General features: G+C 45.2%; 19 protein-coding genes. 9 read left to right on the top strand and 10 right to left on the bottom strand.

Features of this window, described 5'->3' with window-relative positions; genetic code table 11:
* Positions 1-60: 60 nt before the first annotated feature.
* Positions 61-756 (top strand): 4Fe-4S double cluster binding domain-containing protein, encoded by a 696-nt coding sequence (locus EDD70_RS01145; protein WP_092753835.1) that lies wholly within the window; start codon positions 61-63, stop codon positions 754-756.
* Positions 757-969: 213 nt separating this feature from the next.
* Here EDD70_RS01145 and EDD70_RS01150 read toward each other — a convergent pair whose 3' ends face one another.
* The 3 genes from EDD70_RS01150 to EDD70_RS01160 all read right to left on the bottom strand — a co-directional run bounded on the left by EDD70_RS01150 (position 970) and on the right by EDD70_RS01160 (position 4,245).
* Positions 970-2,142 (bottom strand): SpoIIE family protein phosphatase, encoded by a 1,173-nt coding sequence (locus EDD70_RS01150; RefSeq protein WP_092753833.1) that lies wholly within the window; start codon positions 2,140-2,142, stop codon positions 970-972.
* A gap of 64 nt (positions 2,143-2,206) precedes the next feature.
* Complete coding sequence (locus tag EDD70_RS01155; RefSeq protein ID WP_162840870.1) at positions 2,207-3,916, bottom strand: [Fe-Fe] hydrogenase large subunit C-terminal domain-containing protein; 1,710 nt, start codon at positions 3,914-3,916, stop codon at positions 2,207-2,209.
* Positions 3,917-3,975: 59 nt separating this feature from the next.
* Positions 3,976-4,245 carry a (2Fe-2S) ferredoxin domain-containing protein gene (locus EDD70_RS01160; RefSeq protein WP_092753829.1) on the bottom strand — a complete coding sequence of 90 codons (270 nt, stop codon included), beginning with the start codon at positions 4,243-4,245 and terminating at the stop codon, positions 3,976-3,978.
* A gap of 457 nt (positions 4,246-4,702) precedes the next feature.
* Here EDD70_RS01160 and EDD70_RS01165 point away from each other — a divergent pair, with 457 nt between their 5' ends.
* The 4 genes from EDD70_RS01165 to EDD70_RS01180 all read left to right on the top strand — a co-directional run bounded on the left by EDD70_RS01165 (position 4,703) and on the right by EDD70_RS01180 (position 9,113).
* Positions 4,703-4,981: an NAD(P)H-dependent oxidoreductase subunit E gene (locus tag EDD70_RS01165; RefSeq protein ID WP_162840869.1), complete on the top strand. Its 279-nt coding sequence runs from the start codon at positions 4,703-4,705 to the stop codon at positions 4,979-4,981.
* Between the two features lie 105 nt (positions 4,982-5,086).
* Entirely contained in the window at positions 5,087-6,589 is a 1,503-nt protein-coding gene (locus EDD70_RS01170) for a 4Fe-4S dicluster domain-containing protein (RefSeq protein ID WP_092753825.1), read from the top strand.
* A gap of 161 nt (positions 6,590-6,750) precedes the next feature.
* The gene (locus EDD70_RS01175; RefSeq protein ID WP_092753823.1) at positions 6,751-8,088 is read left to right on the top strand and encodes an alpha/beta hydrolase; all 1,338 of its coding nucleotides are present in this window, start codon (positions 6,751-6,753) and stop codon (positions 8,086-8,088) included.
* A gap of 38 nt (positions 8,089-8,126) precedes the next feature.
* The gene (locus EDD70_RS01180) at positions 8,127-9,113 is read left to right on the top strand and encodes a Gfo/Idh/MocA family protein (protein ID WP_092753821.1); all 987 of its coding nucleotides are present in this window, start codon (positions 8,127-8,129) and stop codon (positions 9,111-9,113) included.
* A gap of 59 nt (positions 9,114-9,172) precedes the next feature.
* Here EDD70_RS01180 and EDD70_RS01185 read toward each other — a convergent pair whose 3' ends face one another.
* Genes EDD70_RS01185 through EDD70_RS01200 form a run of 4 tightly spaced genes read right to left on the bottom strand, consistent with a single transcriptional unit; the run spans position 9,173 to position 12,273 of the window.
* Complete coding sequence (locus EDD70_RS01185) at positions 9,173-9,757, bottom strand: ABC transporter ATP-binding protein (RefSeq protein ID WP_092753819.1); 585 nt, start codon at positions 9,755-9,757, stop codon at positions 9,173-9,175.
* Positions 9,754-10,542, bottom strand: a complete 789-nt coding sequence (locus EDD70_RS01190; RefSeq protein ID WP_092753817.1) for an ABC transporter permease — start codon at positions 10,540-10,542, stop codon at positions 9,754-9,756. Before EDD70_RS01190 ends, EDD70_RS01185 begins: the two co-directional genes overlap by 4 nt.
* On the bottom strand, positions 10,514-11,560 hold the full coding sequence (locus tag EDD70_RS01195; RefSeq protein WP_092753815.1) for a PhnD/SsuA/transferrin family substrate-binding protein: 1,047 nt from the start codon (positions 11,558-11,560) through the stop codon (positions 10,514-10,516). The genes EDD70_RS01190 and EDD70_RS01195 overlap by 29 nt, the downstream gene beginning before the upstream one ends.
* Positions 11,561-11,619: 59 nt before the next feature.
* Entirely contained in the window at positions 11,620-12,273 is a 654-nt protein-coding gene (locus tag EDD70_RS01200; RefSeq protein WP_092753813.1) for a Crp/Fnr family transcriptional regulator, read from the bottom strand.
* A gap of 317 nt (positions 12,274-12,590) precedes the next feature.
* Here EDD70_RS01200 and EDD70_RS01205 point away from each other — a divergent pair, with 317 nt between their 5' ends.
* Entirely contained in the window at positions 12,591-13,133 is a 543-nt protein-coding gene (locus EDD70_RS01205; RefSeq protein ID WP_092753811.1) for a stage V sporulation T C-terminal domain-containing protein, read from the top strand.
* A gap of 154 nt (positions 13,134-13,287) precedes the next feature.
* Here the strand turns inward: EDD70_RS01205 and EDD70_RS01210 are convergent, their stop codons facing one another.
* From EDD70_RS01210 to EDD70_RS01220, 3 genes are all read right to left on the bottom strand, one after another.
* A complete protein-coding gene (locus EDD70_RS01210) occupies positions 13,288-13,626 on the bottom strand; it encodes a cupin domain-containing protein (RefSeq protein ID WP_092753809.1) in 339 nt (112 codons plus the stop codon).
* A gap of 125 nt (positions 13,627-13,751) precedes the next feature.
* Positions 13,752-15,314, bottom strand: a complete 1,563-nt coding sequence (lsrK, locus tag EDD70_RS01215) for an autoinducer-2 kinase (protein ID WP_092753807.1) — start codon at positions 15,312-15,314, stop codon at positions 13,752-13,754.
* An 85-nt stretch (positions 15,315-15,399) separates the two neighbouring features.
* Complete coding sequence (locus EDD70_RS01220; protein ID WP_205408595.1) at positions 15,400-16,305, bottom strand: sugar-binding transcriptional regulator; 906 nt, start codon at positions 16,303-16,305, stop codon at positions 15,400-15,402.
* Between the two features lie 419 nt (positions 16,306-16,724).
* On the opposite strand from EDD70_RS01220, the gene EDD70_RS01225 reads away from it, so the two are divergent.
* The 3 genes from EDD70_RS01225 to EDD70_RS01235 are packed head-to-tail and all read left to right on the top strand — an operon-like array spanning position 16,725 to position 20,268.
* Positions 16,725-18,254, top strand: a complete 1,530-nt coding sequence (locus EDD70_RS01225; RefSeq protein WP_092753803.1) for a sugar ABC transporter ATP-binding protein — start codon at positions 16,725-16,727, stop codon at positions 18,252-18,254.
* Positions 18,251-19,261, top strand: coding sequence for an ABC transporter permease (locus EDD70_RS01230; protein WP_092753801.1), 1,011 nt, complete (start codon positions 18,251-18,253; stop codon positions 19,259-19,261). Before EDD70_RS01225 ends, EDD70_RS01230 begins: the two co-directional genes overlap by 4 nt.
* Positions 19,258-20,268 carry an ABC transporter permease gene (locus tag EDD70_RS01235; RefSeq protein ID WP_092753799.1) on the top strand — a complete coding sequence of 337 codons (1,011 nt, stop codon included), beginning with the start codon at positions 19,258-19,260 and terminating at the stop codon, positions 20,266-20,268. The genes EDD70_RS01230 and EDD70_RS01235 overlap by 4 nt, the downstream gene beginning before the upstream one ends.
* Positions 20,269-20,289 lie beyond the last annotated feature (21 nt).

Raw genomic sequence — 20,289 nt, forward strand, 5'->3', positions numbered from 1 at the left:
TTCTTGTATTCAAAATCAAATTGTGCTATTCTAGTCAAATAAAAAGGGGGGCTTGGCACTATGAGCTTACAAAAGGAGTTAAAACAATATTTACTGGAACAGGGAGTATCCGATGTGGGCTTTGGGCATGCTGCCGATGAGCCTTGTGATTTTATGGGCGGGTGCGGGTATTTTGTTAGCCTGGTGGTAAAGCTTTCGGATGCGATTGTGGAGGAAATTACCACAGAGCCCACCCACACCTACTTTAACCATTACCGCAGCGTCAATGCTTTTCTTGACCAAATGCTTTTAAAAACAGGGTTGTTTCTTGACCATGCGGGATATCGCTACATCACGGTTGCCGCTTCACAATCCATCAATAAAGACGGGTGGAACTACGATGGACGATACTCTCATAAAAAAGCGGCATGTTTGGCGGGGCTTGGCACCATCGGTAAAAGCTCGTTGTTTTTACACAGGCAGTACGGTGCGCGTGTCCGCTTGGGCACCATCTTTACCGATTGTGTGTTTGAAACAGAGCAGGCTGAACCGGTGTCGTTGTGTGGCGCATGCAGGTTGTGTGTGGATGCGTGCCCTTCGGGCGCAATACTCGGCGGAGAATGGCACGTGGGTACCGAGCGCAAAGAGATTTTTAACCCCGAAAAATGCAGCCGGCACATGAAGGATAAGTACAAGCACATTGGGCGCGGTGCGGTGTGCGGCATTTGTATGAAGGTTTGCCCACGGGCGAAGAACAACCGTGAGCGGGTATTATAGGATAAAAACCGCCTTATGTTGAACCATAAACTACAGGCGAGGGTACTAAAACCAACGTATCGTCCTATGAAAAAATGCGAGCGTTGTCCTAGTAGGGCAACGCTCGCATTTTGTTGCAAAACGATACAACCAATGGTAGTTATATATAAAAAAATAACAAATGGTATTTTACAGGTGCTGCCTGTTAACGAAGCCTTTTGTGCAAAGTGTTCTTTAAAAATACTCCACTACGGTTTTTTTGCCTGTTTTTTCAAGCTCTGCGGCAAGCTCTTTGATGAGGTTGAGCTTTAACCCGAGCGAAACAGGCATTCCGGGGTTTTGGTGTGCGGGGTTGAGCGCACGCCCCACCAAAAAGTGCACCTCGGTGCTGTCTTGCAGCAGCAGCTTTGTCAGTTCAGATGCACCGTCTTTTTTGTTAAGCGAGTACATATCCCAACTTTCGCTGTCCGCTTCGTTCATATTTTTAATGATGTCCAGACATTTACCGAGTGTAAGCACCCCTTCGGTAACAAGGTCGATGCCGGGAATGTGCGCAGTGGGGGGAATAGCGGGGTTTTCGTAGTCCAGCATCACCTCCAGTTCTCTGCCTGTTACACGGCTGACGATTTGAGAGGTGGTACCACCGCATACTACCTTTAAACCGCCCGAAAACATCAGCTTGTCAACAACCACTTTATCCAATTCGGGGTTCATTGGGGGCCCTACCATTACATAAGCAGGGCGGCTTGGTTTAAAGCGAAGGGTGCATACAGTAGAGTCGTCGCCCGGTTTGCCCATGTACAGTGTGTTTACCGCGCTGAGCAGCTTGCGGCATACAACGATGGGAGCCATATCGGGGGTGAAATTTTCTTCAATGTATTTTACGATATTATCGTACTGCCAGCCGAGATCGAGCAGTGCGCCTACTCCCGCATGCACGACACCGTCCGAAAAGGTAATCAGCGTATCGCCGATATTGGCATAAAAATCGCTGATGTATACAATTTTGCCGCCGATTTCTTGCTCGGTACGGCTGATATGAGTCATTGTATCTCCCTTAAAATAAACCAGGCTGGGGTTATCGAACTCTGCAATACGAACATGTCCGTTATTGCTGATGTTAATGATAGTAAAAGTGGAGTATGCAATGCCGCGCTCGCTGCATACAGGCAAGGTACTGGCAATGGTTTCTACTGCATCTTTTAAACGGGCACCGCTGCCCAGCATGGTGGCAATAATCTTGCTGGTAAGGGTAGACAAAATATTTGCTTTTACGCCGCTGCCCAACCCGTCTGCCAGCACAACGATAAAACCATGGTCGTTGCGTATAAACTCCACCTTATCGCCGCATAGTTCTTCGCCGTAATGGTTTAAACTTTCATAAGCAGCGTCTATAAATAAATCCATGTATCGCTTCTCCAATTTCATAAAGACTGTAATTTAACCAATATACAGGCAGGTTTTACAGATATTATCTGGGGGTATTGCCTGCTTCGCCGCTCATGGAACGTTTTAAGTTGGTGAGGGCAACTTTGGTTTCGGCGGTGGTTTCACCCAACAGGCTTGCAATCTCTTGTGCCACACGCATCTGCTTATCGATTACCTGCTGTGCGGTATCAATGGTATGGGCGCGCAATTGCGCAAGCTCATTCTGCCGCTTCTCTTCATCCGAAATATCCTTTACAAATGCCAAATACATATTATGTTCTCGTATATAAATATAAGTTTCTTCCACAGAGTGGTTGTTACTGAATAACCGCGCCTTTTTGCTTACCGCCTTGCCGGTTTTTTTGGCTTCATCAAAAGCAGTTTCGCCGTAAAACTCCGGTATGGGCATATTCATAATCTCTGCACGTGAAACGCGGAACATTTCCTCGGCATTGGGGTTGAGCTCTTGCACTAGCAGTTCGTGGTCAAAAGCAATGATTGCGTTGGGGGAATGTTCCATTACCATGTTGCTCATATTTTCGGCTCGCTCACGGAAGAAAGGCAAGCACATATTAATATCCGCTTTGCCCTGATACACCGCAATTGCCTTGGCACGGCAGTTGGGGTATCCGCAGCTGCCGCAGTTGAGTTCTTGCTCGGGGGTATATTTGCCGATGCGGGCAAGAATTTTTTTGATGTCCTCCTCGCTGGGAATGGGAGCTTTGTCTGCACGGTTTGCGAACACACGCGGATGAGGAAACTGTGTTGCCGCAGTGGGCGCACAGATGTCATCATGGCTGAGGGGGCGGTCGGTAATACGTTCTTCCAGCAGCATAGAGCGCTTTCCGCCCATCCTCATAATCGGGCCGCCGAGGCAGCTGCCCGCACAAATATTTGCCTCGACAAATACGTTTTCCAACTCGCCGTTTTTCATGGCATCAAACAACTCAATACAACGAAAAATACCGTCTACTGCCATAGGCCGGTACTTGCCGAATTGCTCCGATGGGATGGTAGCGAGGATGCCTCGCGGTTTGGGATACAGACGTGACTTTCTGTTTTTAACACCAAGTGCATCTTGGTCTATCGTGCCGAGGGTGATGTTTTCTTCTCTGAGCCAGCGGTCGAGTGATGAAAAAGTAAGCGCTTGATTTACCAAGCCGCCTGCAAGCGGATCGGCAGCTTCATCTTTTTTAGAGAGGCAGGGCCCGACAAACACCACTTTAATATCGCCGTAGGTTTCGCGCATCAAGCGGGCATGTGCCATCATAGGCGAAGAGACAGGTGACAGCGCCTTAATCAGCTCCGGATATTTGCGTTCAATCAGCATCACCACAGAAGAGCATGCCGTACCAATGATGTTTTTCATCGAGCCTGTTTTCATCAGTTCAGCGTATTCGCGCGATGTTTCGGCTGCACCAATTGCGGTTTCTTCCACACCCGCAAACCCCAGCTTTTTCAGTGCATCGCTGATGGCACCGAACTCATCGGTATCGTACCAGCCTTGCCACGAAGGCGCAATCGAAGCGTATACCGGCTTGCCCGATTCAATCAACGCTTTCACAGCATCTACGTCGTTGCGGATATATTTTGCATTTTGCGGGCAGCACTGTACACAAATACCGCACAAAATACACTCTTTATCTATTATTTTGGCGCGTCCGTCTTTAAAAGCAATTGCCTTGATGGGGCACTCTCGGATGCATTTATAGCAATTTTGGCAGTTCGTGGGGTTCAGTTCGATGACGCTCATAGCAACCTCCATTTAACTGTAAAAACGGCGGCATAATACGAGCTGCCGTTTTACGGTTATCACTTATTGTATTCCTCCGAGGTTTTTACCAAGGGGTATATTTTTTCGTAAAATACCTGTTCTGCATTGGCAAATCCTACATTATCCACAGGTTCACCTGCCACTGTAATGGCAATGCCGTTTAGGCAGTGCCCCATGCAAAACGCAGCTTTCAGTTTGACAGTTTCTTCAAGATGATTGCGTTTGATAAGTTCGGTAAAAGTTTTAATTACCTGATATGAGCCGCGCATATGGCACGAGCTGCCTACGCATACACTTACTTCAACCATAAAGCCTGCATCCTTTCAAATTAAAGCAATGAATACTATTTCGCATTTAAAAAAGCTTCTAAATCTTTTTTAAAACACTGCTGTCACAGTGTGCCGCGAAAGCAGCAGCGCGTAGTATTGTACAACATTTGCTTTTAGCCGTATTTTACACAAACTAATTAAAACATACTGTATTTTTAATTGCAAGTAGTATAAAGGAACACTGAATTGTTAAAAAAATATCAATGTTATTATACACCACCAACTGCTTTATTTCAATAGGAAAACGATAGTTTCAAAAGCTTTTTCAAGTGGTTTTTAGCAGAATTTTATCTAATTTTGAGACCAGAGTTTTTTCTGTGAAAGGTTGACTTGTTTTGTGCAATTTACTATAATAACATTAGTGTTGTTAAATTTATGACGAATAGTTGTCTATGTATCGTAACTTAATATGTGTGAAAGGGGACAGCTTGTTACCATGAAAAAGCTGAACGTGGAAGTGTGTGTGTGCACCGAGTGTGTAATGAAAGGCGCAATGGACCTGATTGAGTCGATTGAGAGCCTCAAAAAACTCAAGGTACAGCTTCGGTTTAACACGCAAATCCAAATCGAAATGAACAAATGTCTGGGCGAAGCAAAACATGGGTTGCAATCTCCGCTTGTAAAAATAAACGATGAGTTGGTTGAAAAAGCGGACAGCGAAACGGTAATGGCAAAAATTATCGCACTCGCATCGCAGGACATAAAATCAATCTAGCTGTGGAAGATTGATTTTTTTTTCAGGCAGGGGCATTGCATTAGCAAAGCCCCTGCAAAAAAAACCAATTTTAGGCCGGTTGCGGCGAAAGGACGATAGACCAATATGAGGGGAATTTATACACCTGTTACAAAAATACGCAGACAGGTTTTTGCTGAGGTTGCGCGAATGGCGTACGAAGGTGGGGACTATTCGAGAATTGTCGAGATCCCTTTTAAAATTATACCGGGAGAAGTGCCCACCTACCGTGACAGTGTGTTTGTGGAACGTGCAATTGTAGGAGAACGCCTGCGTCTTGCCATTGGTTTACCGCTGTACCCAGCCGATAATCCGGCGCCTATTTCACGCGGTGTTGAAGAAAGTGCCATTGCAAAAAAAGTATACGACCCGCCACTGATTAACGTAATACCGTTTGCCTGCAATAAATGCGAAGAAACATCTTATCTTGTCACCAATAACTGCCGCGGATGCCTTGCACATCCGTGTATTTCGGTTTGCCCTGTCAAGGCAATTTCTATGGTGAACGGAAGATCGGTTATCGACAAAACCAAATGTGTAAAATGCGGCCGATGCAAAGAAACCTGCCCTTACGAGGCGATTGTAAGATATGACCGCCCGTGTTCTGCCGCCTGCGGTGTGGATGCAATAGAAAGTGACCATCTTGGCAGAGCAAAAATCAACTACGAAAAATGCGTATCTTGCGGTATGTGTTTGGTGAGCTGCCCGTTTGGTGCCATTGCAGATAAATCACAAATATTCCAGTTGATTCATGCAATCAAAGAAGGCGACGAAGTAATCGGTGCCATTGCACCTGCATTTGTAGGGCAGTTTGGCCCGCTTGCTACCCCCGATAAGGTAAAAGAGGCAATTAAACGCCTTGGCTTCGCCGATGTGGTTGAAGTTGCAATCGGTGCAGACATCGGTGCGGTAGAAGAGGCCAAGCATTATGTGCACAAGGTTGTCAGCGGTGAAGAGCCGTTTCTTGCAACCTCTTGCTGCCCTTCGTGGTCGGTGATGGCGAAGAACAAATTCCCCGAAATTGCACCTTATGTATCGGATGCGCTTACCCCAATGGTTGCCACTGCGCGTATCATTAAAAAAGACCGCCCCAATGCAAAAATTGTTTTTATCGGCCCATGTGCAGCAAAGAAGCTCGAAGCTTCGAGAAGGACTGTGCGCAGTGATGTGGATTTTGTCATCACTTTTGAAGAACTGATGGGCATGTTTGTTGCAAAAGGCATTGAATTTGGCGAAATGGAGAAAGTCGAAAAATTCGATGATGCCACCGCTGCCGGACGCGGTTACAGCGTTGCAGGTGGTGTTGCAGATGCCATTGCCGCATGTGTAAAAGAGATGTACCCCGATGTGGAGATGCAAGTAGACCGTGCCGAAGGGCTGAAAAACTGTGCTAAAATGTTGATGCTTGCAAAAGCGGGCAAACGCGATGGCTACCTGATGGAAGGTATGGCTTGCCCGGGTGGCTGTGTGGGCGGTGCAGGTACACTGATGCCGCTGAATAAAGCAATGGCTGCCGTAAAAAGCTTCCAGAACGAAGCAGCCGAAAAAATTGCTACCAAAAACCCGTTACTGGAACAAGAAAATAAATAATACGGTTATTATGCTTAAAAAGAACTGCCGAAAGGCAGTTCTTTTTTAATGTTTACAGAAAATCAACACATAATATGGTAAAATTATAGATATACCAGTTACATGGATAAAACTTTTAAAGTGATACGACATAGATTTTAATAAAACCTTGGAGGTAAGCGATGCAAAGACTTTGGCTGACCCTAACAGTGGGGATATTGGCGATAAGTTTGACTGCTTGCGGCGGTAAAGCAAGTTTTAACGAAAAGGCAATCAAGCAAATTGCAGTACAGAGTGTAAGTGAGATGGCAGCGGGTGAATACGACAAGGTACATGATAGGATGAGCCCGAGCTATGCCGCGAAAATGCCTGCCGAAAATTTAAAACAAGCATGGGACTTGGTAACCTTTACAGCGGGCGCTTATGCACAGCAGAAAGGGGTTGAGGCAGAGCCCAAGGACGGCAAAGCGGTTGTTACCGTCACCAGTGAGTATACTTCAAAAGAAGTGGTTGCCAAACTTACATTTAACACCCATAAACAGATTGAGAATATATGGCTCTCGTACGGCAAGGTTGTTGAACAGCCGCTTGCCAATACCGAAAAGTTTGAAGAAATCAGGGTTGAGGTAGGGCATACTGCAAACAAACTAAGCGGAAAATTAACGCTGCCCAAGGGGATAGAAAAGCCGCCGGTTGTGGTTATGGTGCAGGGAAGCGGTTCTACCGACATGGACGAAACGGTTGGCAAGGCTGCGAATAAACCGTTTCGCGATATTGCCCATGGGCTGGCTGAGCAGGGGATTGCAACAATCCGCTTCAATAAACGTTATTTTACCTATCCAGAAGAAGCGGAGAATCATGTAAATTCACTTACCGTTGAAGATGAAATCATGAAAGATGCGACCGGCGCAATTGAGCTTGCAGAAACCGATACAAGAGTGGATAACAGCCGTATTTATCTTTTAGGGCACAGCATAGGCGGAATGCTTGCACCAAAGCTTGCCTACGATAACCAAACGGTTGACGGAATTATTTCTTTGGCGGGCAGCCTGCGCGGGATGGAGGATATTTTATTCGACCAAAACCTTGCTGTGATACAAGCAAGTGATAGTAGCGAAAGTGAAAAGCTGAAACAAACAAAGCAATTGCAAAGAGAATTGGAAAGAATTAAAGAGCTTACCAATGCAGATGCCAAAAAATCTGCAAAGTTATTTGGACAGCCGGCTTCGTACTGGGTGAGCCTGAACAATGCAAAAGGGCTTTTGTTTGTGCACGACCTTACCATACCTATGTTGGTACTGCAAGGGGATGCGGATTTTCAAATCTTGGTGGGCAAAGATTTTCAATCATGGCGTGATGCGCTGAAAAATAAAGAGAATGTAACCTACTGGGTATATGGCGGGCTGAACCACTTGTTTATGCCCACAGCCGGTGCAAAAGATATTACAGACTACAATGTACCCGGTCATGTCGAGCAAAAGGTAATTGATGATATTGCAAACTGGGTTCACACTCATTAGAAAATAGAGACAACAAAGAATAGAAAGGTTGAGACATCATGAAACTAGCAACAGTTGGGACGAGCTGGATTACCGAACGTTTTTTAAAAGCGGCGGTTGTCACGCAGGGGTTAGAGCCATACGGTGTATTTTCGCGCAACATAGATAAGGCAAAGGCATTTGGTGCGCCATACGGTGCCTCTGTTTTTTATAATGATTATCAGCAGCTTTTGGATGACCCAAACGTTGAGATTGTATACATCGGTGCGCCCAATTCACTGCACTTTAGCTATATGGACCGTGCAATTGATGCAGGGAAAGCTGTGATTTGCGAAAAGCCGTTTGTTTCTACCATGAAAGAGTTTCAACAAATTAAGCGCAAGGTTGTGGAAAAACGCGCGTTTGTTTTTGAAGCAATTACTACCCTTTCTATGCCCAATTACACTAGCATAAAAGAGAATCTTCAAAAAATAGCACCTGTACACATAGCAAAAGTGGATTTCAGCCAATTTTCGTCACGTTACCCACAGTTGCAGGCGGGGGAGCGCACCAATATTTTTGACCCTGCCTTTTCTGGCGGGGCATTGTATGACCTTGGCGTGTACGGCGTTCACCTTGCGGTGGGGCTGTTCGGAGCACCTCAGGACGTAGTTTGTTTTTGCAATAATAAACAGTACGGCGTAGATATTTCGGGCATGCTGTTGCTAAAGTACCCCGATAAAGTGTGCAACATCACCTTTAGCAAGGATACACACTCCACAACAATCACCGAATTTCAGGGAGAAAAAGGTTACCTTACCGTACGCGGTTCTACAGGGCGCTGCGATTGTATCGGGCTTGCGCTTGTGGGTGAAGATGAACAGGATATCTCGCTTGAGCAAAGCGACAACCCCATGGAATATGAGGCGGCGGCATTTGTAAAGGCGATACAAAACGATGATTGGAACTATGTAATGCAGGCGCTCAACCAAAGCGAAACGGTGATGGATATTTTATGTAAGGCGCGCAAAAGTGCGGGCATTGTTTTTGAGGCTGACAAAGCCTAATAATACAAAACCAAAAAAGGAACGCTGTCTGATGAGAAGACGGCGTTGCTTTTTTATGCTTATTTTCGCAGAGAATCCAGTGTAACGATGCGTGCGCCGAGCAGTTGTGCCTCCTGCGGGTCGTGCGTTACTGCAACAACAATGCTTTCGGCGGTGTGCCGTATTAAAAACGCAGCAGTTTGGCGGCGGGTTCCTTCGTCAAGCCCTGAAAACGGTTCATCCAGCAAAACAAGCGGGCTGCCAAACGCAATGGCACGGGCAATTGCCACACGCCGTTTCATACCGCCGCTCAATGCTTTGGGGTAACTTTTTTCTTCACCGCCAAGCCCTACATCGGCAAGCAATGTTACCAACTCTACGGTGGATTTATGGGGTGCAACAAGCGCGAGGTTATCCAGTACGGTAAGGTGCGGCAGCAGGCGGTTTTCTTGAAACACCATCGAAACACCTTGCGGGGGGATGCCCTCCACCGTACCCGAATCGGGCTTGTTCAGCCCCGCCATCAAACGCAGCAAAGTGGTTTTGCCTGTACCCGAAGCACCCATCAATGCAATTTTATCGCCTGCTGCGAGGGACAAATTTACATTATATAAAATTTGTTTTTCGCCGTAGGCGAAGCTGACATTGTGAAGGCTTAGTTTCATTTGCGCACCTCCTGTTCTGCAAGGCGGTTGAGACGTTTTGCCAGTGTGTTGATGCCGTGTATCATCAGTTTTTCAAGCAGGACAGAAAGCAGAATAATGACAGCCGTCCAGGCAAACAGGTCGGTCGTTTCAAGGTATACTTTGGCATTGTACAGCTGTGTGCCGATCGCTGCAGCGGGGATGGCAATTACTTCGCCTGCAATCCCCGCCTTCCACGAAAAACCTAAACCAACCTTTGCGGCAGACAGAAAATACGGCAGTACAGACGGGACGGTGATGTTTTTCAGTATCGCCGAACGAGGCAAGCGGTACACAGTTGCCATCTCAAGCAGTTTTTCATCGATTTGCATAATGCCCTCATGAACATTCGACCAAATCAGCGGTAGCACCATTAAAAATGCGATGAACACCGACAGATTAGCACCGCGAATCCACACCAAAGCAAGTATTACAAACGAGGCAACGGGGGTTGCTTTGATTATGCTCATCGGCAGCGAAAAGAATGCATACAAAGCCTGCGAGCGGGCAGTTGCCGCGGCAATAACCGTGCCGAGCAGCAACCCTAAGAAAAACCCGAGCAGAATCCTTGCCACACTGCCAAAAACAATATGCCAAAACGCACCGCTTACGGCAAGTTCAATCACTCTGCGCAACGCAGAAAAGGGGGAGACCAGCAAAAGATCTTCCCCCACAGCGTAATACGCGCCCTGCCACAGCAACAACCAAAGGGCGATTACTAGTATTTGAATCCACTTTTTATTGTGCGATGTAGTAGAAGTTTTCATCGGGCAATTTTCCTCCTACCGATTGAGGGTTGGCGTCAAAGAGTACCTTTAAAAAACCGCTTGCAATTTTTTTCATCTCATCGCCTTCCACATAAACAATGCTGCACTGCGGAATAGCCTTTTTTGCCATTGGCAATTTTGGGATAATATTTTGCTTAACAACCAGTTCTGCGGCGGCATCAAGGTTTGCACTGTCGGTGATAAAAGCGGCTGAGGTTTTATATTCTTCGAGAAATGCTTTTAGCGCGTCCGGGTGTTCATCCATAAATTTTTGCTGAACTACAATGCAACCCATGGTGAGCCCGCTTTCACCTTTGGTTGCGGTATCCCACTCTTTGGTAAGGTCAAGTGCGATGCGCACTTTTTCATTCTGCATCAAAACGCTGGTGACAAAAGGCTGGGGCAAAAGAGCAATTTCTGCCTGACCTGCGGCAAGCATATTTGCAAGCTCGGTGTGCTCGGTTTTGTATTCTACGGTTACGTCGGTGCCAACCTTCAGCCCGTTTTTCTCAAGCACATAATTCAGAGCAAACTCAGGGGTTGCCCCTTTGCCCGTTGAATAAATGGTTTTGCCTTTGAGGTCAGCAATAGACTGGATAGTATTTCCGTTTTCAACCACGTACAGCACGCCCATGGTGTTTAGTGCAGCCAACTTTACCTTGCCTTGCGTTTTATTATACAAGGTGGCGGAAAGGTTGGTTGGTACAGCAGCGATGTCGTATTCCCCTTTGATAATGCTGCCCACGAGTTCATCGGGTGCACCCGCAAGGGTGAACACGTAATTGTTTGCGGTTTTACCATTCGCTGTGTCGTCCATCAATTTTACCATGCCCATTGCGGTTGGGCCTTTGAGTGCTGCTATTTTCACATCAATTTTTTCAGCCGATGCCGGTTCGGAAGACGGTGCAGGCTGAGACGGAGGTACAGAGGACGCCTCTGAGCTCGATGATTTCTGCCCGCAGGCGGTAATTGATAGAACCAACACCAGAGCAATTGCAATGGCTAAAATTTTTTTCATAAGATAGTTCTCCTTTTTAATGGCATAGATATTGTATTTTACTTTAATGAAAAACGAGATTAGGATGTCTGAAGAGAATCGATATTTAATATTGTAATTTTACGGTCTTCTCTTTTAATAATGCCCTGTTTTTCTAATTGCTCCAGGCTGCGGTAAAGCGATGCACGCCCGATATGAAGCTGCCGTGCAAGGTGTGAATACCCGTTTGCAACAGTAACCACACCGTTCTGCTGATTATCCAGCAGGTAGTAATTTAATGCAGCAGCCGTACTGGGCACCGTAAAACTATCTATTTTTTGATTAAGAAAATGGATGCGTTCAGAGAGAAAGGTGATGTAATTGATTGCCGTTTCAGGATATTCACGAAACAGACTGTTCAATTGAGTATCTGAAATAAAAACAAGTTCTGCCTTGATTTTTGCCTGTATAACAGCGACATATTCCTCGGTAGGATGAAATAGGCTTGCAACGCCGAAGCAATCGCCCACACCAAAGGTGTTAAGCACAATATCTTTGCCTTTGTAGGCATTGATGGTACCTGCCGTAATAATACCGATTGATTTTTTAAAATTTTCTGTGGTATAAATTGGCTCACCTGTGAGAAAACTTACTGATGAAAGGTTGTTAAAAAAAGTATCCAGCTGTTGCAGCTCCAGCCCTTTAAACAAAAAACAGGAGCTTACAATCTTTTTTTGTTTTGCGGTGAGAGCCATGCAACCATCCTTTCACTTATGTTGTCTCATTTGGTACAATTTAGATTATAATCTTCCTTTATTATTTTGTCAACGCTGCCAACATGTAACCATAAGCAGAAAAGTATTGCAAAAAAACAGTTGAATTTTTGTTGTTTATATCAGCATATTTTTTCTAATTAAGCAGATAATAGCAATAAGCCCAATGAAATTACTCACAGGTAGACCGACAAAAATGTTTGCTTTCTTGATTTATGCGTTACGTAAACGGCAAACATGTATTACAAGCAATGTAGCATAGAATTTGTACATTATTTATAAGTAAGGGGTTTAAGGATATGAAAGCCACAGGAATCGTGAGAAGAATTGACGACTTAGGCCGTGTCGTAATTCCCAAAGAGATTAGAAGAACAATGAGAATTCGCGAGGGTGACCCTCTCGAAATCTATACAGATAATGACGGAGAAGTCATTTTTAAAAAGTACTCTCCAATTGGCGAGTTATCAAACTTTGCAAGCCAATATGCAGAAGTACTGCACAAAGCAGGCGGGTTCCCTGCTGTGATATGCGACCGCGACCATGTTATTGCGGTGTCGGGCATTCCGAAAAAAGAGCTTTTAGAGCGCCGCGTTTCGCCTGCGCTTGAAGAAATTATGGAGCAGCGCCGAAATTATGCCATGATATCAAAAGAGCAAGGCAAACTCCAACCTGTAGAGGGTGTAGACCGTTATGCGTTGGTAGCGGCGCCAATCATTGCTGCGGGCGATGTGTGCGGCTCTGTCATGTTCCTTGCAGGTGATACCGGTACGATGGCAGAAGAATCTGAAATTAAACTTATTAATGCTGCAGCAATGTTTTTGGGCAGACAAATGGAAGAATAATAAACGATAATGTAAACAGAAAAAAACCGATGCACATCGCATCGGTTTTTTTATTGGAATAGAACGATTGGAGAGAAAAACAAAGGAAACGGGATTGCTTTAAAAGCTTACCCAACTGCTGAAATCATATCTGCCTAAAAAGCCAATCTGTTCTTTATTCAACGTCAACCTTGTCAACTTCTTGATATGGTGCAAGGGTAGATACCATTCTCATTACTTTATCAGAAGTGTTGCGTACATAGTGAACTTCTTTTGGTTCAATATGAATCATCTGCCCGGGGGTAAGGTTGTAAACTTTTCCGTCAACGGTAATTTCTGCGGTTCCTTCAAGGATATAGAAGTTTTCTTCCATAACATTGTGGTAATGTGCAGGGAAATCTTTACCCGGGGTGAATTGAACGATTGCAAAGTTCATACGAGGACCTTTCATAAGGTATTTCGGCCCATTATCGCCAAAACGATACTCACTATCTTTTTCATCTACAATAAACATAAAAAATAATCCTATCTCCGCTGCAGTACGGATTACTTTAACTTACTTTACCCACTGCAGATTCAAAAACTAGGGCAAAGCAATCAGATAAAAAGTTGTGCTACAGATGATTGATCATAAAAAAATTATAAGCCTGGGGCAACCCACATATAGTTCGTGAGTTTTTGGTCGCTAAGTAAAAGGCTTGCGTCGTAAACTTGGCGCCATGTATCGTAAAGCTTGTTGTATGTAGCATGGTTTTCAGTGTTGGGTGTATATTCTGCATCCCATTTTACAATTTTTTTTGCTGCCTCGGGCATGCTTGAATAAATACCGGTACCAACGCCTGCTGCAATTGCCGCACCAAGCGCGGTTGCCTCTTTTATTTTTGGCACACGTACTTTAAGCCCCAAAACATCTGCCAGTATCTGGCACCAGATTGGGCTTTTCGATGCTCCGCCGGCAAACACAATTTCTTTTGGCAGGTTGCCGGTTACCTCATAGACAAGCTCCATATTGCCTTTGGTAACCATACAGGCGTTTTCCATAATTGCGCGGTAGAAAGTATAGCGGTTAAATTTTTGCGGGTCGAGTGCAAAGTTAATAAACGAGGGCGCTGCGTGGCGCCATGAGATGTAGTTCATCACATCCGAGAAGGTGCACATCATCCCGTAGCTGCCCGCGGGTATTTTTGCGGCTTCCTTATCCATCAAATAGTAAGGGTCTTTGCCTGTTTTTTCGCTCTCTGCTTTTTCTAACTGGCAAAATGCGTCACGGTACCAGCGCATAATCAGCCCGGGGTAGAATGCAAGTGCTTCGTATTGCCACAAACCGGGTACTGCATGGCAATTTACTCTTACGCGGCAATGTTCATCGGTTTTAGGTACATTGGTGTTAAATTCATATTGCCAAAAGCTGCCGCCGAATACAGCTGCCTCATTATTATCAACTACGCCAACGCCTACACATCCAAGCTGTGCATCTCCTCCGCCGGTAACAACAGGTGTTCCCTCCGCAAGCCCTGTGAGCGCCGCAACCTCTGCGGTAACCTTACCTACTATAGTGCCGCTTTCAAATACAGGTGGGAAAATATCTGTTTTCAGCCCGCATTTTTCTGAAATTTCGGGCAGCCATGCACGCTTTGAAAGGTCAAAGATGCCGGTAGTGCAGCCGTTGGAGGGTTCTGCGGTGAGTACATCGGTGAGCCTTGCAATCAGCCAATCGTTAAACATGGTAACGGTGGCGGTATTATTGTAAACTTCAGGCAGATGGTTTTTTACCCATAAAATTCTGGGCAGTGCGCCCAGTGCATAGGTTTGCCCCGAGGGGAGATAAACTTCTTTTTCAAGGCTTTCTGAAATCGCCTTCAGCTCGCTGACTTCTTTGCCCGCGCGAGCATCTACATTTGCGCAAGCCCAAATTTCTTTGCCGTTTTTGTCATAGAGAACAATACCCTCACGCATACTGGTGGTAGCAATGCCTGCTATTTCAGAAGGGTTGATTTTGCTTTCGTTTATCACATCTCGCACACAGCCCGAAGCAAGCTCCCAGTTGCGAATCCAGTCAAAATCCATCGACCCGGGGTAGAGAGGGTCTTCTTTATGCTCCCACTCCTGCTGAGAAACAAAAAGCTGGTTTCCAAGGGTATCAAACAATACGGCGCGCACGCTGCCGGTACCGGCATCAATCGCCATTAAATACTTACTCATAGTCGCTGCCTCCTGTTTATATGTGGTAACGGGATAGAAACCCGTTTATTGTTTAACGATCTGCTCGATGGGTTGCTGTGAAAAATTACAGTGCCAACAGGCTTTCGGCTGTTTCTTCGTCGGTAATCAGTACATCCAAGCAGCCGCTTTTCAGCGCAGCGTTAATTGCCTGTGTTTTTTCTAAACCGCCTGCAACGCCTACAACGTTTTGGAAGGTTTTTAATGCCTCAAGCGAGGTGCTGATTAAACGATTATGAATGGGGCAATCAATGGGTTCTCCGTTTTTGTCAATAAAATGCCCAAGAATATCGCCCACTGCGCCTTTCATTTGCAAAATGAGCAGGTCGTTTGCAGTAAGCTTACCATCTTTTACAACGGTTGCTCGTTCGGTTACGCCGCCAATTCCCACCACGGTAAGGCTGGCTAGGTTGGCAAGGCGTAAAATTTCGCTTACCGAACTTTCTTGGCAGATTGCGCTTGCCATTTCAGCGCTTGATGCGATAAACGGCGCGGGTATTATGTACCGCGTAGCCGAAGCCACCCCGCAGTTTGCAGAGGATGTATAGTAACTTACGCCGCCTGTAAGCGATACGAGAGAAATTTCAGAATCGCTGGCGAGGGTGAGGTTGTTCAGTGTGCGAGAAGTGGTGTCGCCAAACCCGATGTTGATAAACGATTTGTTTTCAACGTGGTCGCCGATATAAAGTGCTGCGGCGCGCGCCACCGTTTCGTTAATATTATCGGAAACAGAAGGTACGATATAGATGTCCTGTAAGCCATAACGGTCGAGCAATTTCTTTTCCAACTCCATACGGTTTTCGGCATCCGAGCGTATCTTAAACTGTATTAACTTTTTCATGCGGGCTTTTTCCAAAAGCTTAATCACGCGCATTCTGGAAATACCAAGTTGTTCAGCTATAGCCTGCTGCGTCATGTTTTCGATGTAATAGCACCAAGTTGTTTTTATCATGAGGGTTTCTTCATAATCCATAAGTAGCAGTCCTCCTGTTTGTTATCCTTAATAGTATAATTGACGAGGCGTTAAATTTGCAAGAAACCCAATTTTTTGCATACAAATGTTTTACAACAAATAAAATGTTTGAGTTTAAGTAAAGTATAGCAGTATCTCAGAGAAGTGTCAACTAAATTTATTCGGGTAAAAATGATGTTAAAAAATTATATGTTCAACAAAAATATACTTAAAAATATAAGCATTATATACAATAAAAAGATTTTTTAGATAGGGATATTACAATTTTTACCTAGTTTATAGGGCTATTTGGTTTGATTTGTAAAGAAAACAAAAATTTCGATTATTGACAAATATAAAAAAATACATTATGATGCACATATCAGATAAAAATTTCGTGGCGTTACAAATGTTTCATCAGTATAATCGGAGGATTGAATATGAGTACAACCGAAAGCAAATCTTCTCAAGTGCCCATGATTTCTATCCGCGGCGTCTGTAAGTCATTTGCACTCAACAATGTTTTAAAAGGGATTAACCTGAATGTAAACAGCGGTGATGTAGTGGCTATTATTGGCGGAAACGGTGCAGGCAAGAGTACTTTAATGAAGATAATTATGGGTATTTATCAGCAGGATGCTGGTGAAATCTTTATAAACGGAGAAAAGGCAAACCTAAATTCGCCTTCGGCTGCTTTGGCAAAAGGGATTTATCTCGTGCCGCAAGAGCCGATGCTGTTCCCTAATATGACAGTTGAAGAGAACATTGTGCTTGGCTTTGATGAAAAGCGAAGCGATTTACATACCCGTTTGGTAGAGCTGAACCGCAAACTTGGCTGGGACTTGAAGCTTGACCAAAAGGCGGACAGCCTTTCGATTGCAGAGCAGCAGCTTGTTGAAATTATGAGAGGTTTATTAAGAAACTCTCAGATATTAATTCTTGATGAGCCTACCTCTGCACTTACCTTTAACGAAATTGAATCACTGTTTAAAATTGTGGAGGATCTTAAAAAGAGCGGTATTTGCATTTTCTACATCACCCACCGTTTGACAGAGGTCTTCCAAATTGCAACCCGTGTGGTTATTTTGCGCGATGGCATCATTACGATTGAGGGTTCTGTAAAAGAATTTACCCAAGATGATTTAATCAAGGGCTTGCTGCCCCCCAATGCGCAAGACATTACCTCGCAAGCCTGCACAATCGGTGCCGGTGTAGATTATACAAAAACAAAACCGATGCTTGAGGTGCAAGATTTTTGCGGCTACGGTTTTGACCATATTAATATGAATGTTTACCCCGGAGAAATACTGGGTATTGCAGGTGTAGTTGGTGCAGGCCGTACCGAGCTTGCGGTAGGCATTTTTGGCATTGACGAAATTAAAAGCGGTAAAGTTCTGCTGGACGGTGAGGACATCACCGGTAAAAAAACAAGGCAGATTATTGACAAGGGGCTTAATTATGTGCCGGAAGACCGCCATCTCAATGCAATTTACGGCATCAGAGGCGTTACAGAAAATGTATCATCCGGCGTTTTGCGCAAGATGAGTAAGGTGTTCATCAATTCAAAAGCAGAAAAAGAGTTGGCGGACCAGTATATTAAAGACTTCAGAATCAAAGTAACAGGGCGCGACCAGCTCATCGGCTCGCTTTCGGGCGGCAACCAGCAAAAGGTGGTCATTGCAAAAACACTTGCAACCAAACCCAAAGTGGTTATCTTAGATGAGCCTACCAGAGGTATTGATGCGGGTGCGCGCGGAGATGTATATAAAATCATCAATCAGCTGAAAGAGCAAGGGGTTGCGGTTGTATTAATATCTTCGGATATAGAAGAGGTTGTACAGCTTTCCGACCGTGTTATGACGATGTTCCAGGGCTCCATTAATCATACTTTCGAGCGCTGCGACATCACCGTAGATAACCTTATGGCCGCCTCTTTCGGCGTGTATGAGAAGGGGGTAAAAGCCGAATGAAAAAAGTAATTCAAAAACTCACCAAGGTAAGAGAATTTTCAGCTTTGGCATTTATGGTGGTTTTGTTTGCGGCAGCAGGTATTATCAACCCCGACTTTCTCTCACCCGACAACCTGTTGCTGTGCTTTAACGGCAGTGTAATGTACATATTGCTTGCGGTAGGAATCTCGTTTGTAATTGTAACCAGCGATATTGATGTTTCTATCGGCGGTACGCTGGGGATTACCGCAGCGGTGTCTGCAAGCATGATTCGTGACGATGTAACCCTGTGGGCGGTGATTCCCGTAACATTGCTCATCGGTGCGTTGATTGGTTTGATAAATGGATTGGGTGTTACCAAGCTGCATGTTCCCGCAATTATCATGACGTTGGGTACAAACGGCATTATCCGCGGTTCGGTTTACATTTATACCAAAGGCAAATGGGTTGAAAACCTGCCGGACCAATTCAAACTTTATTCCCAAAAAAACATTTTGGGTTTTGTCAATGTGTTCCTTTTAGCAACCGTAATCGCTGTGGTTGCCATTTACCTGTATCTTTCCAGAGCAAAAAAAGGTAAGTATTTTGCAGCAATCGGCGACAATATCGGCGGTGCGGAACTCATTGGTATCCCTGTTGCAAAAACAAGAATACTCGCTTTTATTCTCAGCGGCACTTTTGCTGCATTGGCAGGTCTTGTATTTGTCAGCAAGGTCGGTTTTGTATCCCCTATGGCAGGTAACGGATACGAGATGAAGGCAATTGCAGCTTGTGTGCTCGGCGGTGTAAGCCTTTCGGGCGGTATGGGCTCGGTGTTTGGTGCATCCATTGGTGCAATCATCATGTCATCCATCAGCCGTATTCTCGTATTTATGAAGTTCCCGTCCGACTGGGACAACACCATTACTGGCATTTTGCTGATTGTTATTGTTGTTGCTGACTCCTTGTTGCAGCATCATTTGTCGGAAAAAGCACGCAAAGAGCGTCTCTCCGCTAAAGCATTGAATGAAAAGAGGGAAGTTGCATGAATAAGCTGAAGAAAATACTTTTCCGTTGGGAAACGGCGCTGATTCTGATACTTGCCCTTGAGATTATTGTTTTCGGTGCAATTAACCCCAGATTCTTGAAAATCAATGTGTTGCTCGGCAGCATCAACGATTTTGTTTCTACCTGTATTATCTCGCTGTTTGTAACCTTTGTTATCATTACAGGCGGTATGGATATTTCCGGCGGCTCGATTGTAGGGCTTACCTCAATGGTATTGGGTTTGTTGTGGCAGGATGCCGGACTGAACATTTGGGTAGCAATCCCAATGGCGATTTTGGTTGGTGGTTTGTGCGGTGCACTCAACGGCTTTTTGGTTGCTTATACTCGCGTACAGGCAATGGTTGTTACACTGGGCGGTATGTTTCTTTACTCAGGGCTTGCGGTTGTATTGGGCAGCCTCTCTGTTTCCAGTGCGTTTGAGGGCATCGGCGGTTTCCCCGATGCATTTGTGCAGATTGCAAACGGCAAAACCTTTGGTATCCCCAACCCGTTTCTCATTTTTATAGGGCTTGCAGTGATTGCGTATGTTTTGCTGCACAAAACCAATTACGGCAGATATGTATTTTTGGTTGGCGTAAATCAAAATGCAGCGCAGTATTCCGGCATCAACCACAAGCTGGTTACACTGAGCACCTATATTCTTTCGGGTATGTCTGCATCGGTTGCGGGCGTAGTGCTTACCAGCTATCTCGGTTCTTCTCGCGCCGATTTGGGTAAAGAGCTCACCATGCCCGTCATCACGGCAGTTGTGCTGGGCGGTACTGCAATTACAGGCGGTAAAGGCGGCGTGGTCGGCACAGCAATTGCCAGTATTGTGGTTGGTATTTTACGTTTCGGCTTGCAAATGGCAAAGGTTCCCACACAATATCTCGACATCCCTGTTGGCCTGCTGTTGGTGGTAGCGGTTGCGGTAAGAGGTGTGATGGGGCAAGTTCGAAAGCCGTCTTTTTTGAATCGTAAATTCTCTAAAGAAAAAGCAGCGGCATAAGCACAACACAATTTTTTCGAT

Source organism: Hydrogenoanaerobacterium saccharovorans (assembly GCF_003814745.1).
GTDB classification, from domain to species: domain Bacteria; phylum Bacillota; class Clostridia; order Oscillospirales; family Ruminococcaceae; genus Hydrogenoanaerobacterium; species Hydrogenoanaerobacterium saccharovorans.

Bases quoted from the DNA above. Each gene is read 5' to 3' on its own strand.
- EDD70_RS01175 (WP_092753823.1), top strand. From the start codon at position 6,751: ATGCAAAGACTTTGGCTGACCCTAACAGTGGGGATATTGGCGATAAGT.
- EDD70_RS01235 (WP_092753799.1), top strand. From the start codon at position 19,258: ATGAATAAGCTGAAGAAAATACTTTTCCGTTGGGAAACGGCGCTGATT.
- EDD70_RS01210 (WP_092753809.1), bottom strand. From the start codon at position 13,626: ATGTTTATTGTAGATGAAAAAGATAGTGAGTATCGTTTTGGCGATAAT.
- EDD70_RS01150 (WP_092753833.1), bottom strand. From the start codon at position 2,142: ATGGATTTATTTATAGACGCTGCTTATGAAAGTTTAAACCATTACGGC.
- lsrK (WP_092753807.1), bottom strand. From the start codon at position 15,314: ATGAGTAAGTATTTAATGGCGATTGATGCCGGTACCGGCAGCGTGCGC.
- EDD70_RS01185 (WP_092753819.1), bottom strand. From the start codon at position 9,757: ATGAAACTAAGCCTTCACAATGTCAGCTTCGCCTACGGCGAAAAACAA.
- EDD70_RS01205 (WP_092753811.1), top strand. From the start codon at position 12,591: ATGAAAGCCACAGGAATCGTGAGAAGAATTGACGACTTAGGCCGTGTC.
- EDD70_RS01145 (WP_092753835.1), top strand. From the start codon at position 61: ATGAGCTTACAAAAGGAGTTAAAACAATATTTACTGGAACAGGGAGTA.
- EDD70_RS01195 (WP_092753815.1), bottom strand. From the start codon at position 11,560: ATGAAAAAAATTTTAGCCATTGCAATTGCTCTGGTGTTGGTTCTATCA.
- EDD70_RS01230 (WP_092753801.1), top strand. From the start codon at position 18,251: ATGAAAAAAGTAATTCAAAAACTCACCAAGGTAAGAGAATTTTCAGCT.
- EDD70_RS01160 (WP_092753829.1), bottom strand. From the start codon at position 4,245: ATGGTTGAAGTAAGTGTATGCGTAGGCAGCTCGTGCCATATGCGCGGC.
- EDD70_RS01170 (WP_092753825.1), top strand. From the start codon at position 5,087: ATGAGGGGAATTTATACACCTGTTACAAAAATACGCAGACAGGTTTTT.
- EDD70_RS01225 (WP_092753803.1), top strand. From the start codon at position 16,725: ATGAGTACAACCGAAAGCAAATCTTCTCAAGTGCCCATGATTTCTATC.
- EDD70_RS01200 (WP_092753813.1), bottom strand. From the start codon at position 12,273: ATGGCTCTCACCGCAAAACAAAAAAAGATTGTAAGCTCCTGTTTTTTG.
- EDD70_RS01220 (WP_205408595.1), bottom strand. From the start codon at position 16,305: ATGGATTATGAAGAAACCCTCATGATAAAAACAACTTGGTGCTATTAC.
- EDD70_RS01190 (WP_092753817.1), bottom strand. From the start codon at position 10,542: ATGAAAACTTCTACTACATCGCACAATAAAAAGTGGATTCAAATACTA.
- EDD70_RS01165 (WP_162840869.1), top strand. From the start codon at position 4,703: ATGAAAAAGCTGAACGTGGAAGTGTGTGTGTGCACCGAGTGTGTAATG.
- EDD70_RS01180 (WP_092753821.1), top strand. From the start codon at position 8,127: ATGAAACTAGCAACAGTTGGGACGAGCTGGATTACCGAACGTTTTTTA.
- EDD70_RS01155 (WP_162840870.1), bottom strand. From the start codon at position 3,916: ATGAGCGTCATCGAACTGAACCCCACGAACTGCCAAAATTGCTATAAA.